Origin of the sequence: Dactylosporangium sp. NPDC050588, from assembly GCF_040654975.1 — a bacterium.
Classification (GTDB): Bacteria; Actinomycetota; Actinomycetes; order Mycobacteriales; family Micromonosporaceae; genus Dactylosporangium; species Dactylosporangium maewongense.
Genome location: NZ_JBFAJA010000001.1, coordinates 247,589 through 264,603 on the forward strand (window position 1 = coordinate 247,589; position 17,015 = coordinate 264,603).

At 70.3% G+C, this 17,015-nt stretch carries 11 protein-coding genes; 10 read left to right on the plus strand and 1 reads right to left on the minus strand.

Annotated features, from left to right (window positions below; genetic code table 11):
* Nucleotides 1-12 precede the first annotated feature (12 nt).
* The 8 genes from AB0I21_RS01135 to AB0I21_RS01170 all read left to right on the plus strand — a co-directional run bounded on the left by AB0I21_RS01135 (nt 13) and on the right by AB0I21_RS01170 (nt 11,953).
* Nucleotides 13-2,031 carry a SpoIIE family protein phosphatase gene (locus AB0I21_RS01135; protein WP_360558091.1) on the plus strand — a complete coding sequence of 673 codons (2,019 nt, stop codon included), beginning with the start codon at nt 13-15 and terminating at the stop codon, nt 2,029-2,031.
* 275 nt (nt 2,032-2,306) lie between these two features.
* Nucleotides 2,307-3,359 (plus strand): hypothetical protein, encoded by a 1,053-nt coding sequence (locus AB0I21_RS01140; RefSeq protein WP_360558093.1) that lies wholly within the window; start codon nt 2,307-2,309, stop codon nt 3,357-3,359.
* A 215-nt stretch (nt 3,360-3,574) separates the two neighbouring features.
* Nucleotides 3,575-4,744, plus strand: a complete 1,170-nt coding sequence (locus AB0I21_RS01145) for a TIR domain-containing protein (RefSeq protein WP_360558095.1) — start codon at nt 3,575-3,577, stop codon at nt 4,742-4,744.
* Nucleotides 4,744-7,020, plus strand: coding sequence for a hypothetical protein (locus AB0I21_RS01150; protein WP_360558097.1), 2,277 nt, complete (start codon nt 4,744-4,746; stop codon nt 7,018-7,020). Before AB0I21_RS01145 ends, AB0I21_RS01150 begins: the two co-directional genes overlap by 1 nt.
* Nucleotides 7,017-8,723: a hypothetical protein gene (locus tag AB0I21_RS01155; protein ID WP_360558098.1), complete on the plus strand. Its 1,707-nt coding sequence runs from the start codon at nt 7,017-7,019 to the stop codon at nt 8,721-8,723. Before AB0I21_RS01150 ends, AB0I21_RS01155 begins: the two co-directional genes overlap by 4 nt.
* 16 nt (nt 8,724-8,739) lie before the next feature.
* On the plus strand, nt 8,740-9,417 hold the full coding sequence (locus AB0I21_RS01160) for a VWA domain-containing protein (RefSeq protein ID WP_344501674.1): 678 nt from the start codon (nt 8,740-8,742) through the stop codon (nt 9,415-9,417).
* Complete coding sequence (locus tag AB0I21_RS01165) at nt 9,417-10,328, plus strand: protein phosphatase 2C domain-containing protein (protein ID WP_360558100.1); 912 nt, start codon at nt 9,417-9,419, stop codon at nt 10,326-10,328. Before AB0I21_RS01160 ends, AB0I21_RS01165 begins: the two co-directional genes overlap by 1 nt.
* 11 nt (nt 10,329-10,339) lie before the next feature.
* Nucleotides 10,340-11,953, plus strand: coding sequence for a hypothetical protein (locus tag AB0I21_RS01170; RefSeq protein ID WP_360558101.1), 1,614 nt, complete (start codon nt 10,340-10,342; stop codon nt 11,951-11,953).
* Here the strand turns inward: AB0I21_RS01170 and AB0I21_RS01175 are convergent.
* Nucleotides 11,950-13,272 (minus strand): helix-turn-helix transcriptional regulator, encoded by a 1,323-nt coding sequence (locus AB0I21_RS01175; protein ID WP_360558102.1) that lies wholly within the window; start codon nt 13,270-13,272, stop codon nt 11,950-11,952. The genes AB0I21_RS01170 and AB0I21_RS01175 overlap by 4 nt on opposite strands.
* A 694-nt stretch (nt 13,273-13,966) precedes the next feature.
* Between AB0I21_RS01175 and AB0I21_RS01180 the strand changes: the two genes are divergently transcribed.
* Both AB0I21_RS01180 and AB0I21_RS01185 read left to right on the plus strand, forming a co-directional pair.
* The gene (locus AB0I21_RS01180; protein ID WP_360558104.1) at nt 13,967-15,013 is read left to right on the plus strand and encodes a hypothetical protein; all 1,047 of its coding nucleotides are present in this window, start codon (nt 13,967-13,969) and stop codon (nt 15,011-15,013) included.
* A 350-nt stretch (nt 15,014-15,363) separates the two neighbouring features.
* Nucleotides 15,364-16,740, plus strand: coding sequence for a hypothetical protein (locus AB0I21_RS01185; RefSeq protein WP_360558106.1), 1,377 nt, complete (start codon nt 15,364-15,366; stop codon nt 16,738-16,740).
* Nucleotides 16,741-17,015: the final 275 nt, after the last annotated feature.

Genomic DNA, 17,015 nt, shown 5'->3' on the forward strand with positions numbered 1-17,015 from the left:
GAAGGATGAATCATGGTGGCCGCGCCGGACGGGGACGACCGGAATCACCAGCCGCGGCCTGCGGGCGAACTGGAGTTCGTCTACCGGTTGTTCGACGAGATGCCGTTGATGGTGATCGCCATGGAGGGGGCGGAGCATCGGATCGCGGCGCTGACCGGCGTGTACCGGCAGTTCATCGGCCGCGACGACGTGATCGGCACGCCGCTGCTGGCCACCTTTCCGGAGCCGCTCGGGCAACGGGTCAGCGCCATCTTCGACCGCGTCTTCGCCACCGGGCAGCCGGAGTCGGTCCGCGACTTCCGCATCCACTACGACCGCCCAGACGCCGGGGAGCCGGTGGAGATCTTCCTGGACTTCGACGCGACCCCGCGGCGCGGGTCCGGCGATGCCGTGACCGGCGTGGTGGTGCACGTCCAGGACGTGACCGCGCGGGTGCGTGAGCGGCAGGCGGCCGTCGCGCAGGCGGCCGAGGCGCAGCGCCGCCACGAACGTGCCCGCGACGTCGTCGACGCGCTGCAGCGGGAGCTGCTGCCGTCCGGGCTGCCGATCCTGCCGCAGGCCGACATCGCCGCCGCCTACCTGCTCGCCGCCGAGGACACCGCCGCGGGCGGCGACTGGTTCGACGCCGTGCCGGTGCCCGGCGTGCGGGTCGCCCTCGTCGTCGGCGACGTCGTCGGGCACGGCGTGCAGGCGTCGGCCACGATGGGGCAGCTGCGCGCGGTGCTGCAGGACCCGCTCGACGAGACCGGTGACATCCTCGCCGCCCTCGCCGCCGCCGACCGGCTGGCCCGCCGCGTCCCGGCTGCCCGTGCCGCGACCGTGTGCGTGGTCCTCCTCGACCCGGCCGACGGCACGCTGACCTGGTGTTCGGCCGGTCACCCGCCGCCGCTGATCGCGGGGCCGGACGGTGCCCGGTTCCTCCCCACGTCCGGGGAAGGTCCGCTGGGCACCGCGGCGAAGTACACGCTGTCGCAGGACCGGCTCGCACCGGACGAGGTCGTGCTGCTGTACAGCGACGGCCTCGTCGAACGACCGGGCCGCCAACCCGCCGCCGCGACCGCCGAACTTGCCCAGGTCCTCAGCGACGTCGTGGCCGGGCGGGGATTCCACGGCGACACCGACTCGTCCCTCGCCGACAGAGCGTGCACGCAGACCCTGGAGCTGTTGGTCCGGCAGACCGGGCACGCCGACGACATCACCCTGCTGGCCGCCGCGCGCCGCCGGCCGGTGCCGCCGGTGCGCCTCGGCGGACCCGGCACGCCGCCCCCGCTGGCGGTGATCCGCGACGCCGTCAACGAGTGGGCCGCCGGCCTCGGCGCCGGCGAGGAAGACCGGGTGGCGTTCCTGCACGCCGTCGTGGAAGTGTTCACCAACGCGCTGGAACACGCCCGGCCCGACACCGCCGACGTCACCGTCACCGTCACCGCGGACATCGACGACCACGGCGAGGCCCGGCTCGCCGTCGCCGACAACGGCCGCTGGCAGGAACGGGCCAAACCCGGCGACGACAGGTTCCGCGAAGACCACGGGCTCGGCCTCGCCATGGCCGCCGGCCTCACCGATCACCTCGACGTCGACCGCCGCGACGACGGCACCACCGTCACCGTCCGCCGCCGGCTGTCCCGGCCGGCCCGGCTGCTCACCGCCGACCGGATCAACACCGGCATCCTCCCCACGCCGCGGAAGCAGGCGGACCTGCTGCTGATCCTCGACCAGCCGAACGCGCCGAGCAGCCGCATCGCCGTCCACGGCCCCCTCGACGCCGAAACGGTGCGGGAGTTCAGCGCCGAGTTGGACCGGCACACCCTCGGCGGCACGCACGACCTCATCGTCGACCTGACCGCCGTCACCCACCTGGCCAGCGCCGCGGTCGCCGAGCTCTACCGCACCCGCCCCGGCACGCAGCAGCGGCAGCAGCCCCTGCAGGTGTACGCCCCCGCCGGCTCCACCGCCCACCACGTCCTGAGCCTGGTCGGACTCCCGCACACCACCGCAGACCCCCACCACGGACAGGACACCCCACAGCCGTAGCGCGTCGTCCCGCCACCCACAGGTCCTACTCGCCCTACAGCTCGGACTTGCGTCATTCCCGCCGCGGCCCTGGCTGACCCTGCCCGGCGTCCGGCTCTCAAATACCAGGGTCGAAGACCGACATGCCGGCCGTGACATCGGCGCGCTGTCCGGCGCGGGCATGTATCGGATCAACACGCACATCACGGAAGGCGCCGAACCGGACTGATCCGTCGGCTGAGCGTCTGAACGATTCGACCGCTCCGCCATCGGCTCGATGCCCGTATATTTGTCGAATGCAGCCGGTGGTGGCAATCGTGGGAAGTGCCGATGCGAGCCGCTCGTACGAGCCGGAGGTGCGCAATCGTGAAGCCGTGTCGCAGGCGGCCCGGGCCATAGGGCGGGAACTGGCGGCCGCAGGATGCCGAATCGCCGTGTTCTCCAGTGATCCGGGCTATATCGAAGGTGCCGTCGTCGCCGGTTATGTCGAATCCGGAAGTGCCGGGAAACACTCGATTCTGGTTCGTGGGCGCTTCGGCTCGGATGGCGCGTTTCCAGAGCGGAACGCTCATCCGCAGGTGTTCCTGGCGGCACCCGATCCGACCGGAGATTGGGAGGTCGCCTTCTGCCGGACCCTGCTGGAGGTCGATGCCGTCCTGCTCGTCGGGGGCGGCCGTTCCACCTTCACCGCCGGGCTGATCGCGCTGTCGCGCGGCATCGCCGTCGCGCCTGTGGCGACGTTCGGTGGGGCCGCCGAACGCGTCTGGCGGCGTCTCGCGGCAACCGGCGTCGCGGCCGAGGAGGACATCGCGGTCCTGGCCGCCGGCCCGGCCGAGCACCGGGCAGCCGAGGTCGTCGCGGTTCTCCTCGGGCAGCACCGGCAGAACCGGGGGCGGGCGGCCGCGCTCGAGCACGATCGCCGGGCCGCGAGCCGCCGCACCGCCGTGGGCCTCACCGCTGCCATGGCGCTGCTGGTGCTCACGCTGCTGACGATCCCGGTCGCCTACGCCGTTCCGGCCGGCACCTGGCAGAACGTCGCCGTGCTGGTCGCCGCGCCGCTGCTGGCCTCGACGTGGGGCGCCGTCGTGCGCAACGTCTACGACGGGGCGATGCAGTGGCTGCGCGCCGCCGCCCTGGGCTCGGCGGCCGGGACCGTGGCGTTCCTGCTGTTCATCGCGGCCCAGCTGGCCACGAACCCAAGCCTGTTCACCGCGCCCGGCACCCGCAGCCTGACCTTCTTCGTCCTGGCGGTCGGCTTCATCGGCGGATTCACCTCCGAGTCGGTGTACCGCAAGCTGCGCGATCGCGACGTCGTCAATACCTCAGCCCTGCCGCCGGCCGGACCGTAGCATCCGGCTTCACTCGATCGAGTGAAGCCGATCAGTTGGCGGGTGCCGCCGATCGGTCGGCCGGCTCGGGCAAAACCCGGCCAGGTGTTTCCTGTTGTCTATTGATGTTCGGCACGCATATCCACTTGTTCCCGGATCTGAGTTGCTGGCAGGCTGGCCTCACTCATCGCAGGTCACCGCTTCTCCCACGCCTGGCTCGGATGTGACGAATCATCATGCGCGTTTTCGTGAATTACCAGACCAGGGACGAGCCGTTCGTCGCTCAACTGATCGATCGGCTCCTGTGTGAACAACTCGGCGAATCGGCGGTGTTTCGCGACACCCGGTCGATCGAAATCGGCCGCGAGTGGCAAGCCGAATTGTGGGGCAGCCTGTCCCGGTGTGAGGTATTGCTCGCCATCATCGGACCGAAATGGGATGCGCCGGGACCGGACGGGCAGCGACCCTACGACAACCCCGACGATTTCGTGCGCCAGGAGATCGCGTTCTGCCTCGGCCGGAACATCACCGTCGTGCCCGTGCTCGTCGGCGACAAAACGGAGCGGCCGCTCCTGCGGGCCGACCATCTGCCGCCGGACATCGCGGGGCTGGCCGATCGTCAGTACGACCGGATCTCCAGCCGCCGCGGCGAGTACGACGTCCAGCGCGTGGTCGACAAGGTGCTCACCCTGCTCGGGGTGGAGGCCCGGACGGAGCCGGTGGGGCGCGACGGCACGGTGGCGCTGGTCGGCATCGACCGTTTCGACCGGACCACCACGGACGACCAGCGCGCCGCGGCGGTCGCCGAGGTGCGGACGGCCGTGGAGCGCGCGGCGCTGGACGCCCGGCTCGACGGCTGCGTCATCGAGGACCAGCTGGGCGGCGCACGGGTGTTCGTCCCCGCCGCGACGCCTCCGGTGCGCGTGATCACCCGCTTCGCCGACAACCTACGGGCGATGCTCGACCACGGCGGCGTCCACCGGGTCAGGCTGGCCGTGGAGTGCGGGCGGCTCGGTGGCCCCGGCCCGGACGCTGCCGACGCCGCCGTCCGGTTGCTGTCCCAGCCCGTGCTGGACTCGATCCTCGACCAGGCGACCAAGGCCCGCGTCGCCGTCGTGCTGTCGCCGGCCGGTTATGCCGCCATGGTCCTGGACAACCCGAAGTGGATCGACTCGTCGACGTATCTGCCCGCCGACGACGGCCGGTGCTGGGTTCACCTTCCTGGTTACCCGGCGCCGCCCGGACTCCGGAAATCGCCGGCCCCGGCCGAAGACGCGCGACCAGTGGCATCCGCAGCGGCCACGTCACGCTCAGTGGTGTTCAACCTTCACGACAGCACGGTCGGCGACCAGTACGGGGGCGACCGGATCGAGGGCGGCGTCCACCATCACTACGGGAGTCCCTGATGGATGCCCCGGCCCCGGCCGCGGCCACTCCGGCGGCCGACGCCGCGCCGGCTTCGGCGGCCGATGCCGCCGCACCTTCGGCGCCGCCCGACAACGCCGGCGCGGCGCCGGCGAACAAGGGCGGCGACGCGGCCAAACAGTCCGGCGACTCCGATGCCAAACCAGGGGGCGAGTCCGGCGCCGACGGGGAGGCGGCGCCGGACCCGGCGGCGGAGTCGGGCGCCACCGCCCAGCCCGGCCTGGCCACCAAACGTAATGGCTATGTCCGGCGGGCCCGCGAGATCTACGGCGGGGACCGGGTCGCGGGTGACAAGATCATCATCAATCTCACCGGCAGCGAGACGACTGTGACCCTGCAGCCGATGTCGCCGACGGAGGTGGATTTCGCGCAGTACGCGTTCGTTCCGCCCGCCGAGTGGGAGACCCTCCGCCTCGAGTTCCGTGACACGCGTACGGCCCTGCTGCGGGGCTCCCGCGGGCACGGTCGCACCACCATGGCGATCCGGCTGCTGCAGACCGTCCGGGCCACCGGCATCTACCTGCTGCGGCCACAGGTCGACCTGACCCGGCTCGCCGACCGGATCACCGGCCAGCGGATCCCGCCGGGCTCGGCGTTCCTGCTCACCGACCCCGACGACCTGGCCAGCCTGCACGAACACGCCTTTCTGAGCCTTGAGGCAGCCCTCCAGGAGGCCGATGCGCGTCTGGTCGTGACCGTGGAGACCGATGCCGCCCTGCCGAAGGGCGACCTGCTGCGGTACCAGGTGACGCTGCCCGCCGCCCCCGAACGCCACCACGTGCTGCTCAGGCACCTGGAGTACCGGCTCGACGAAACCCGGGCCGCGGAGATTCTCGGGTCCGCCGACATCCGGGCCCTCGTGGCGGAGCAGCTCACCGAGACCGCCACCTGCGAGACGGCCGCCACCCTGGCCCTGCACCTCAGCCGCTGCCAGGACGAGGACGGCCGGATCGACGTGGACCGCGTCCGGGCCCGGGTGCTGCAGAGCCGGGTCGACGAGTTCGACGGCTGGTTCGAGAACCTGCGCGACGTCGAGCTGCGCTCGTTCGCCATCGCGCTCGCCGTGCTGCACGGACTGTCGTACGACGAGATGTCCGCCGCCGCCCACGAACTCCGCGACCTGCTGGTCAAGGGCGACACGGTCATCCACTCCGGAAACGCTGACATCCAGCAGGTGCACCGTCGCGACGTGTTCCGCTTCGGCCGCGCGCAGCTGCTGAAGCGGCTGCAGGCCCGGATCGTTGAGGAGGTGCCGGGGAGCGTGCCGACGATGGCGGTCGAGTTCATCGACCGCACCTACGCGCAGCGGGTACTGGAGCGGGCTTGGCACGGGTACCAGATCCAGGACGATCTGATCAGCTGGCTCGACGGCCTCGTGGCCACGGGAAGCGACATGGTCCGGGTCTTCGCCAGCCAGGCGCTCGGGCACCTGGCGGTGCTCTCGTTCGATTACCTGTGCCGGCACGTGTTCAACACCTGGGCCGGCCACGACAACTTCCGCTACCGGGAGGCCGCGGCGGCCGCGCTGGGCGTCGCCGCGCGCCAGGAGACGCTGCGGCCGCACGTCACCGCCCTCGTGGCCGGCTGGTACGGCAACCGCGAGAAGCCGCTCCTGCAGTCGACCGCGGCGCTGGCCCACGGCACCGGCCTCGGCGCCGCCGACCCCACGGTGGCGTTCGACATGCTGTATCGCCTCGCGATGGTCGACGACCTCTGGGTCCGGCTCATGATCGCGCGCGGCGTGACCTGGCTGCTGGCTGAGGAGGACGACTACCAGGAGCAGCTGATGCCCCGGTTGTACGCCATGATCGAACGCTGCGCCAACGACGAGCGGCGCGCGGAGGCCGGCCAGTGGATGTTCGTCTTCGTGGCCAGCGATCTGCAGAACGACGTCCCCGACGGCGAGAGTGTCTCGGCGTGGCCCACGCTGCTGCGGCTGGCCGGCTCGTCCGGGGAGCTGCGCCGGCGCCTGGTGCAGATGCTGGTCTGGGTCCTGACCGCCGGTGGTCCCCGGTCCGAGTTCGCACACCGCGTGCTGCGCAGCTGGGCCGCGATGGCCGAGAGCAACCCGTCGCTCCGCGACGCGCTCACCAAGCTGGCGCGTTCGGTGCTCAAGCACGACGCCCGGGCCGGCGCGATCATCCAGCGTCTCGCGTGGCAGTGGAACAGCGAGGACGAACTTCTGCCGCTACCGCAGATCGCGAGCGCGATCGGGGCACTCACCGCACCCGTCTATCCCGGAAGGGCCGTCGCATGACCAACCAAGTTCCGCTGCTGCTCAGCGCCGAGCCGGTCGGACGGCTGCAGAGCCTGCAGCGCGCCGTCACGCCGAACGTCGCCGTCGTGTACGGCCTGGCTGACGGCAACCTCTATGTGCCCCAAGCCGCCGGCCCCGGGCGCCGCCCGAACAACCTCAACGGGCGTGTCCGGACCCGCTACGAGGTCGACCTGAGCAGCCACACCCACAACATCGAGCTGCGCACCATGCCGCCACCGGCCCAGGGCGGCGTCTACTACTTCCAGGCGGCGCTCACGATCGGGTTCCGGGTCGACCCCAGCCGCGTCAAGGAGGTGGTCCTGAACGACATCCGCGACGGGCTCGGGGTGGTGTCGACCTTCCTCATCCACGCGGTAGCGGATATCACCGAGCGATTCCCGATCGAGAAGGCGCAGGCGGCCCAGGAGGCCGTCAACAAGCAGTTCCGCGGGGTCACCAAGATCGGCGGCTGCATCGACCTGTTCCTGTGCCGGGCCAGGCTCGCGCCCGATCAGGCCGCGCAGGAGCACCTGCGGGCGATCGAGACGGCCCGGCGGGAGAACACCCTCGGCGCGGCCCGCCACGACACCGACCGGGACACGACCAACCGCACCAACGAGCTGGACGTCGTGCGGCAGATGCATGAGCTCGACCGGAACGAGCGCGAGCGGATCGCCCTGCAGGGACGGCCGATGAACATCCAGGACATGGTCATGTTGCATCTCGAGCGCAACCCGGGCGACACGCTCGAGACCCTCAAAATGCTGGCCGAGCTGCAGGCCGCGCAGATCGAGCGGGACGACGCCGAGCGGGCCCGCGCCGAGGACCGCCTCCGGTTCATGGTCGAGCAGAAGCTCCTGCAGGCCGTGGACGTCGAGAAGATGCGCCGCGAGGCCCTTACGCCGGTCATGCAGCCGGTCGCGTCGCTCGCGCCGGCACCGGCCGACGACGATTGGGACGAGCCGCTTCCGCCGTCGGTCGCGGTGTCAGGCGTCCCGTCGCCGCGTCCGCCGGACGAGCCTCCGCTGCCCGGCGTCATTCCGGTGTACGTCCTCGTCGACGTCCCGTTCGGCGCCAACGGCTCGCTGTCGCTGATCAGGGACGGGCTCGCGGACCTCAGCGAGGCCGTCGCCGCGGACCCGCGGATCGCCGCGGTGGTCCGGCTCGGGCTGCTCGGGTGCAGCGACGGCCTCGCCCTGGTGTCGCCCCTCAGCCGCCGGCGGCCGGGCGCGATGCTGCCGAGTATCGCCGCGGCGGCCGGCCGGTCCCGCCTGGCCCCGGCCTTCACCTGGCTGACCGAACATCTCGACGCTGACATGCTCGCGCTGAAGCAGGAGACCCCGAGCACGCGGCGGCCGCAGGTGCTGCTGCTGAGCCTGAGCGAGCCCGCCGATCCGACGTTCTGGCCGGACGCGCACCGAGCGCTGGTCGACCGCGCCGTGCAGCGGTTCGCGCCCGACGTCGTCGCCTGCGGTCTGGGTGCCGCCGCCGCCCCGACGATGCGCCGGCTGGCGACCCGCCCGGAGCTGGCGTTCGTGGCGCCGGCGGGCAGCGCGACGGCCGCGGTCAACTACTTCTTCGCCTTCGCCCGCGACCACATCCTCCGGTACGGGCAGGCCGTGCTCGACGGCGACCAGGCCGCGAACTTCCGCGGTCCTGCGGGCTTCGTGCCCGCCACCGAACCCGATCTCGATCCGAGGTAGAGAGGCTTATCACTCCATGCCGGACATCCGGGGCCAACTGCTGCCCATCTACCTGCTCGTCGACGAGTCCATGTCGATGGGCTCCAACATCGCAGAGCTGGAGGCCGGCCTCAACGCACTGCACGCGGCGCTGCTGGCGGAACCGATGGCGGCGGCGAAGGTACGGCTGTCGGTCATCGGCTTCTCCGACGACGCGGTGCTGCGGCTGGACCTCGCCGACATCCGTACGCTGACGGACCTGCCGCGGCTGGCCAAGCGCGGCCGGACCAGCTATGCCGCCGCGTTCGCGGAGCTGGAGCGGCGGATCCCGGACGACGTCAGCAAGCTCAAGCGAGGCGGCTACCAGGTGCACCGGCCGGCCGTCTACTTCCTCAGCGACGGCGAACCCACTGACGGCCGGGCCTGGGAGCCGATCCATGCCCGGCTCGTCGACCGCGCCCGCACCCCCGCCGCGCCGAACATCATCGCCTGCGGCATCGGCGACGCCGACGCGGAGATCATCCTGTCCGTCGCGACCGAGCCGCGGTATGCCTTCATCGCCGCCTCCAGCACCGACGTCGGGGCATCGGTCGCGAAGTTCTGCGTGGAGCTCACCAAGAGCGTGGTGAAGTCCGGCCGGACGCTGGCCACGGGCTCGCCCGAGCTGGTCATGAACCCGCCGGAGGGCTTCCGTCTCGTGATCGACGTGGTGTGATGACGACCCCGCAGGAGATCGACGAGCCGCGGGTGCACAACCCCCCGCGGCGCGGGCAGTGGGACCCGATCGTGGTCGATCGCGGCTCGATGGTGTTCGAACCCCGGCCCAGTGTGGGGCGCGTCCCCCCGGACACCATCTGCGACGGCTGGTCGACCCCGGACTTCACGGTGCGCCTGGCCAGCATCAGAGGCGACGCCCACCGCCACGCCGGCCGGCCGCGGCAGGACCACGCCGAGATCACGCTGCACCCACCGACCGGCACGGTGTTGTTCGCGGTGGCGGACGGCGTCTCGTCGGCGCCGCTCGCGGACATCGGGGCGAGAATCGCCGCGTCATGCGCGCTGTCCGCGGCGTGGCGGATGCTCGATGAGTCCGGGACCGTCGACTGGGCCGGGGTGGTCGCGGCCGCCGCCCGCGCGATGCTGCGCGACCGCGATCACGGGCTGCGTGCCGGCGAGACGCCGGCCGATGTGGAGCGGCGGCTCGCGACCACCCTGGTCGCCGGCGGCGTTCGGCCAGGCCCCGCCGGCCCGCTGGTCAGCGTGGTGCAGGTCGGCGATTCGGGGGCCTGGTTGCTGCAGGACGGCGCCTTCCGGCCGATCCTGCGGGTCAAGCACGGCGGCGGCGGGCCGCTGAGCTCCGCGGTCGAGCCGCTGCCGAGGGTGCCCGTTACGCTGCGCGCCGAGGAGGTGCCGCTGCCGCCGTCGGGTGTGCTGCTGGTCGGCACCGACGGCATCGGCGACCCGCTCGGTGACGGCACCGGGCTGGTCGGCTCGCTGCTGGCGCACACCCTGGCCGAGCCGCCGCCGATGCTCGGCTTCGCGCACGTCGCCGGCTTCTCGCGGGAGACCTTCGACGACGACCGGACGCTGGTCGCAGTCTGGTCGCGGCCCGGGCGGCCGCGATGAGCAGCCCGGCCGTGACGTCCGTGCGGCTGGCCGACCTGGAGCCGGTCGGCCTCCTCGGCGACGGCGGCCAGGGCGTGGTCACGCAGGTCCGGGTGCCGGGCGCGTTTCCCGGACCGATGGCGTTCAAGCGGTATGAGCCCGGCGTGCTGCGCGAGCTCGAGCAGGACGTGCTGGCAGACATGATCGCGCATCCGGGTCACGCCGGACCCGGCTTCCGGGCGTTGCTGGAGACGCAGCTGGCGTGGCCCGTCGCACTCGTGCGCGACGAGCACGACACCGTGTGCGGCTTCCTGATGCCGCAGGCGCCCGAGGTGTTCTGGGGCAACCTCCACCTGCCCAACAGCGCCGGCACGCTGACGCCGGTCAGGCTGGACTACCTGCTCAACCCGCCCGAGTACACCAACCGGATCAACCTGCTGACATCGCCCAGCCTGCGGCTGAACCTGCTGCTGGACGCGGCCCGGATGCTGCTCGCGCTGCACGCCGACGACGTCGTCGTGGGGGACCTCTCGCCGCGGAACTTCCTGTTCACCGCGTTCCACTGGCGCTGCTTCCTGCTCGACTGCGATGCGATGACCGTGCGTGGCCGCTCGCCCCTGCCGCCGGTGGAGACCCCGGACTGGCAGTTGCCGTCCGGCGAGCCGGTGGGGACGAAGGCCGGCGACCGGTTCAAGTTCGGGCTCATGGTGATCCGGGTGCTGTGTTCGGACCAGTCGCTGTGCGATCCCGAGGAGCTGCGTCCCGGGTTCCCGGCCCTGGCCGACCTGGCCCGGCAGGCTCAGCTGGCCCCGGACGAACGCCCTGGCTGGGACGAGTGGATCGACGCCATCGAGGCGGCGAAGCCGGGCGCCTCGACAGCGGTGGTGATGCCCGCGCCGCCGGCCCCGGTCACCGTGCCCGCCCCGCCGGTCACCGTGCCCGCGCCGCCGCCGGCCGTCCCTCTCGCACCGGCCCCGCCGGTCCGGCCGGGCGGCGCTTCACGACCGCTGACGATGCGGCAGTGGGCCGTCTTGGCCCTGGCGCTGGTCGTCGTGATCTGCATCATCGGGTTCGTCGCCAACAAGGATCACGAGCGGCCCGCGGACCGCAGCGGCACCTCGTCCGGCTCCGCGCCGTTCGACAGCGGCGTGGGCGAGGACGAGCCGACGACCTATCCGACGCGGACGCAGACGACCACCGCGCCGGCGGTGCCCGTCGCGCCCTCCGCCGCCGGCATCGTCACGCTGCCCCCCGGGGCCGACCGGACCGCCGTCGCCGTGGGGCGCATGTTCGACCAGTACTTCACCGGCATCAACAACCGCGACTGGGACGCCGCGCTCGCGGTCTACGACCCGGCCGGCGGCATCGTGCACGCAGACAACCTCAAGGAGCGATCGTCGTTCATCGACAGCATGACGACGACGACCGACGATGATGTCGTCCTGTGGAGCGTCCAGCCCGGCGGGGCGGGCGTGCTGGCGCGTATCACCTTCCGGAGCCGGCAGAACGCCGGCTTCGGTCCGAAAGGCAGCGAGAACGAGACGTGCCTGCGCTGGGACAACACCTACTCGCTGAGCGGCGATGCGACGGGCTACCGCATTTACAAGAAGACGAAAGGCACCCATGCCCCCTGCCCGTCGGCCTAGGCCGCGCCCGGCGCCGATCCGTCCGGAGACCACAGTGCCGTGGTGAGCCGACGGCTCACCACGCGGGCGTCCCGATGGCCGGGCCAGCGGCGCAGCGTCCGGGCCAGCTCGCGCAGGTCGGCGCGGATCGTCGCCGAGCCGAGCCGGTCGTAGTCGTCGAGGGCCTGGCCGGCCACGACGCAGGCCTCGTCGAGCTGGCCCGACACGGCCAGGGCCCGGGCCAGCCGGGTGCCGTACCGGGCGCGCGTCCGCCGCGCACCCGGCGGGACGAGGGCCAACTGGCCGCGGATGGTCTCCGCCGCGGGCCCCGGGCGGCCGAGGTCCAGCAGTGCCCAGCCGGTCGACATGGCCACGACATCGGGCACATTGCTGCTGCCGAGCACCGGCCCGTCACCGCCGGGGTCGGACGCGAGCAGTTCGCGCGCCGCGTCCAGGGCGTGCAGGCAGGCCCGGTGGTCCCCGGCGAGCGCGTGGCCCTGGGCCTCCCGCTGGGCCGCCAGCCCTCGAATCCTCGGCCGGCACGGCGTCTCGCGCGCCTGCCGGGCCAGCGCGATCGTCGCGGCTGCGTCTCCCTGGTACATCGTGATCAGGGCTCGGCGCACCTGGGCGTACGCGGCCATCTCGCGATCGTTGCCGTTGCGGGCGAATTCGACCGCCTGGCCGGTCCACCATGCCGCCTCCTGGTCGCGCCCGCTCTCCTGCGCCATCCAGCCGAGGTACTCCGCGTAGCGGGACCCGAGGAGCCAGGCATCGCCGCGCTCCCGTCCGGACAAACGAACGCCGAGCACCCGCAGCGCGTTGGTCTGTGCCACGAGGATCGGCAGCAGGATCTCGGAGTCGGCGTGCTGCCCCAGCGCGCGCACCTGCTCGAACATCGCCCGGAAGCCTTCCAGCGCCGACCTGTCCGCGCCGTGCGCCGGCCCGGGCTCCGGGGCGACGATGCGCCGGAGCCCCGACGGCAACATCGCGGACGCCACCCAGCGCAGCAGCCCACGACGGCTCGCCACCGCGAACCCGCCGGCGCCGAGCGCGTCCATGGTCAGGACCCACACGCCGTCACCCTCGGCCGCCGGCGGCGCGGGCGCACCGGCGACCACCGGCTCGACCAGCGCGGCGAGCGCACCCTCACACCCGAGCGCCGCGTCGCAGCGCCGGGCGAACTCGACGTTGACGGGCCGCTGCCCGGTCTCGACCTTGCTGAGATACCCCTTGGTGTAGTGCACTTCCGCCGCGAACCGGCTGAGTGACCAGCCGGCATCCTCGCGCCGCCGGCGCAGCTCGGCGCCGAATCGGGGGTTCAGCGAGCCCATCGCCTCCATCCGAAGAATCCATCACGCCGAATGCGCGTCCCGAACCGAACTGTCGGACAAACGGCACGACAACACCGTCAACAGCCGGGCCTAGCCGTTGAGCAGCTGGCGGGCCATGACGATGCGCTGGACCTGGTTGGTGCCCTCGTAGATCTGGGTGATCTTATGTAAAGTGATCTCTGAGCTGCAAAAACGCGTCCCAAGATGGGCCTGGGCCGGGATTTCCCCAGGATGCCGGAATCGGACTACCCGGGGCTCGCTAGGCCGTTGATCGACATGCTTGTATGGCCGCCTTGGCGCAGTCTCGATCCCCAGAGGATGATCGACCGTCACCAGGCCGCGCAACGATGCGTACCGGTGATAGGCATTTTTTGCGCCGCACCGGCGCGAGGTTGCGCGCAAGCCGTCACCCGCTCATGTTCCGTAGCTGTGCCGAGTGCGTCGAAGGCTTGGAACGCAGAGGGCGGATGAGTTCCGGGCATCAAACCGATGGTCCGGTGGTGATCGGTCAATCGCCATGCCTCGCGTCTCGCATTCGGTGAGCGTGCGCTCCCGCGCCCACGCGGATTGTCTCGCGCAAGCGGCAGTGCTACGGTCTATGGACCGCGAAACGGAGTCTTCGGTAGCACCGGGACAACCAGCGCGCACCCACGTCGTTTCACGAGCCGGCACGCGCGCCTGTCTGCGCACCGGAGGAGTCCCCATGTCCAAGAAAGTGCTTGCATTCGTCCCTCAGCACACCACAACCAAGTCGCGCGTTATGGCGATCGTCGACAAGGGCAACGGCCAGGAAATCGACGCGGTCGCCACCGTCGACTGGCCACACGATGCCGTCGCCATCTGCAACATTCTCAACGCGTCCAGCCGAGGACTGGAGCAGTTTTCCGGCCTGTGGGCCAGCCTGCCCGCCAGCGTCCGAGCCAGCCTGGACCAGGCCAATGAACAGCGCGTCGGTCCCGATGACGAGCGAGACTTCCTCGCTTCGTGGTTCATCACCGAACTCGACCCGCCGAAGCTGCCCGATCCCAGAGCACCTATCGACTGGGCGGCACTGTTCCCGACCGCCGGCTGTCCGGCCGACGGTTGCGATCTGTGCGATGGCTGCGCCGGTCATGCCGAAAGACCGGGCGAGCGCCCACCGGTCAATCAGTGCGCTCCGGGTGGTTCGTGCGCCTGCCAGACCGACGTTCTGGCGGACGACGAAGAACCCTGTGCCTGCATGTTCACGGTAGTGGGTCCGCGCTGGGCTGCCGCGCTGTACCAGTCGTTGGCGGAGGCAGCCGACGCGCTGGTGGAACACGCCGAGGAGCTGATGTGGGGTGTTCAAGGGCCGGCTTCCTCGTTTCCGCAGTCACTGATCGCGCAGCCGCCGCAATTCTTCCTACGGCTGGCGCAAGCTTGTGCCGATCTGTGCGACGAACTCGCACACGGGCGTCCACCGGTTCCGCACACCATCGCCGAATTGCTGATGCTCGACGAGGCCGCACGGTCTTATCTCGATGGTTGGGTCGGTGGAGACGGCCTCGACCTCGACGGCATGAAAACCGAGATGAGCTACCTGCCCGAGGCGCCCGGTGACTTCGAGATGGACGCCTTGTGGATGTTCCAGATCACCGACGCGGATTGGATCGAGATCGCCGAGTCGGAAACGGTGTATGCGCCGTACTCGATGAACCGTGTCTTCGACCTACTGCCGGAGGCTAAGGACTGGCCGCGCACCTCGACCGAACGAGTGGACAGAGCGGGATGACGTGCGGGGGAGCAGGCCTGTACGCGCACCTCATCCGTTGGTCAGAGTTGTGCGCGTGCGTCTGGAGCCGTCTCGGCTACAAACATGGACGGAGTCGCGGTCGACACGATGCGGCAAGCCGTTGCGTTGATCACCGTAGCGCACTTGGATTTCCGCACGGCTCCTGTAGCGCTGGTCTCTCCTGTCGAGGACTCGGTGTACCTCCACGAAGCGGCGACGAACCGACAGGGCCGGCCGGCGGTTTAAGCGCGTTGCGTTCCGCGTGGGTGCCCGGCATCATCAATCTATGCGGATAGCCGAGATCGAGGTCGGAGCGGAATACGCATATCGCGAGAACGGCTGGGATCAAGATGTCTCAGGCGTTGTCGTTCGCGCCCAAGCTCGGCGGGCAGCGGCTGCAAGTAAAGATCTTGGAGCCGGCGAAAGGTGGCGGTGTCTCCGTGCGGCGCGGAGCCGTCGTGGAGGTGACAAGTCGGCGTCTAGTAATCGCCTGGGCCGGCTGGCCCGCGTTGTCGGCGACGGAGCAGGCGGAGCGGGACAAGCAGACAGTCGAGCGACGTGAATATCAGGCTAAGTACGAGCGGGAGTTCGTCGCCGATCCTTCGCGGATGATGCCGGACGCGTATGACCGCATGTATGCGAGGACCGTACGCTCCATCGAAGATCTACACGACTGGCCGATACCTTCGCCGCACTTCTTATGGCGAGCCGACCGGCGAGCCCTGGTCGACGCGGCGCTTCCTGTGCTCAAAGGCCTGCCCGTCGATCTGGTCAGAGATCTGCTTGCTGCGGCGAGCCTCGACACCGAAACGTCGCCCCCTTCCGACCGTGCGGAGGGGACGGTGGGTGCGGTTCTCGAGCCGATGGTTGAACTGCTCTCCGATACAATGAACTGGTCGCGCCACGGATCCCTGGCGAATCGGGTGCCGGATGATGTCTGGGCAACGTCGAGCCAGTTCGTTGATGCCTGTGTTGCCGCGGTGGACGGGCAAGGTGGTCACGTTCAGCTGCCTGCGTCGCCGCAGTTCGAGGACTCAACCTTTCCGGGACCAGGCTGGCTGCGTGTCAGCTACGGTCGGACGTCCGGACGGCGGATCCACGCTCCAGACTGCCATGTGCTGAAAAGTCAACAGTCGCACCCAGTCGACGCCCCGACTTGGCCTGCGTGGCGACTCAACCTTCCGGGTAGTGACCCTTGTGGCAACTGCGGCGGTCCAACTCCTGCCGCGACCCCTGCTTTGCTCGGCTTCCTGACGGCGGCGGTTGTCTGGCAGCATCGATCAGGCAAGGCAGTCGAACAATGGCAGTTGCGTTCGTGTTTGACTATGCTTGCCGACGCCGCGCGTTCACGCGCCATCGAAGTCGAACCTGACCGCGACTGGGTGAACCACGTGGTGACAGCGTTGCTCTCGGATCGACCCGGCGACAGCTGGGACGCGTACAAAGCGATGAGCCCGTTCAGTCATGAGTATGAGCAGTTGAATGACACCCAACAGATGGATGCGCTTCGCCTGACGTGCAGCAGGCTGATCCTTCTTGACAAGGCACTACCGGCGAGCCGTCGTCCCAACGATCACCTACAACCGGTAGAAGACATTGCCGGTGATTCGAGAATGCGCCGCGAGACCGTCCGGTCCTGGTACTCCGCCCGGCGTTCGGCCTGTATCGAGGCGCTCCCGGATTTCGATTTATTGCTTTTCACGCTACCGGACGCGGTGAAATGGTAGGCGACCTGTGCGCTGGGGCGCTTACCAGTCGGCTCGCATGTTCTGTCCTACACGACCCAGGTGGCCCGCGCCGGATCCCACCGCCCGGCCGCCACCCCGGCCAACACCGGGTCGAGCATGGCCTTCACCAAAGCCAATGCCGCGGGGAACCGTCCCAACTCCATCAACTGGGGTAGTTCGTGTCGCGGCTTCCTGAAGACTGACCCCCAGCGGGTTTTTGAATCTTGACCCCTCCTCTTTGATGATCTTGGAGGGTGTTGAGCGTGGAGGACTGG

Coding starts and splice junctions, on each gene's coding strand:
- AB0I21_RS01135 (WP_360558091.1), top strand. CDS start 13: ATGGTGGCCGCGCCGGACGGGGACGACCGGAATCACCAGCCGCGGCCT.
- AB0I21_RS01145 (WP_360558095.1), top strand. CDS start 3,575: ATGCGCGTTTTCGTGAATTACCAGACCAGGGACGAGCCGTTCGTCGCT.
- AB0I21_RS01150 (WP_360558097.1), top strand. CDS start 4,744: ATGGATGCCCCGGCCCCGGCCGCGGCCACTCCGGCGGCCGACGCCGCG.
- AB0I21_RS01165 (WP_360558100.1), top strand. CDS start 9,417: ATGACGACCCCGCAGGAGATCGACGAGCCGCGGGTGCACAACCCCCCG.
- AB0I21_RS01160 (WP_344501674.1), top strand. CDS start 8,740: ATGCCGGACATCCGGGGCCAACTGCTGCCCATCTACCTGCTCGTCGAC.
- AB0I21_RS01180 (WP_360558104.1), top strand. CDS start 13,967: ATGTCCAAGAAAGTGCTTGCATTCGTCCCTCAGCACACCACAACCAAG.
- AB0I21_RS01155 (WP_360558098.1), top strand. CDS start 7,017: ATGACCAACCAAGTTCCGCTGCTGCTCAGCGCCGAGCCGGTCGGACGG.
- AB0I21_RS01140 (WP_360558093.1), top strand. CDS start 2,307: ATGCAGCCGGTGGTGGCAATCGTGGGAAGTGCCGATGCGAGCCGCTCG.
- AB0I21_RS01185 (WP_360558106.1), top strand. CDS start 15,364: ATGTCTCAGGCGTTGTCGTTCGCGCCCAAGCTCGGCGGGCAGCGGCTG.
- AB0I21_RS01175 (WP_360558102.1), bottom strand. CDS start 13,272: ATGGAGGCGATGGGCTCGCTGAACCCCCGATTCGGCGCCGAGCTGCGC.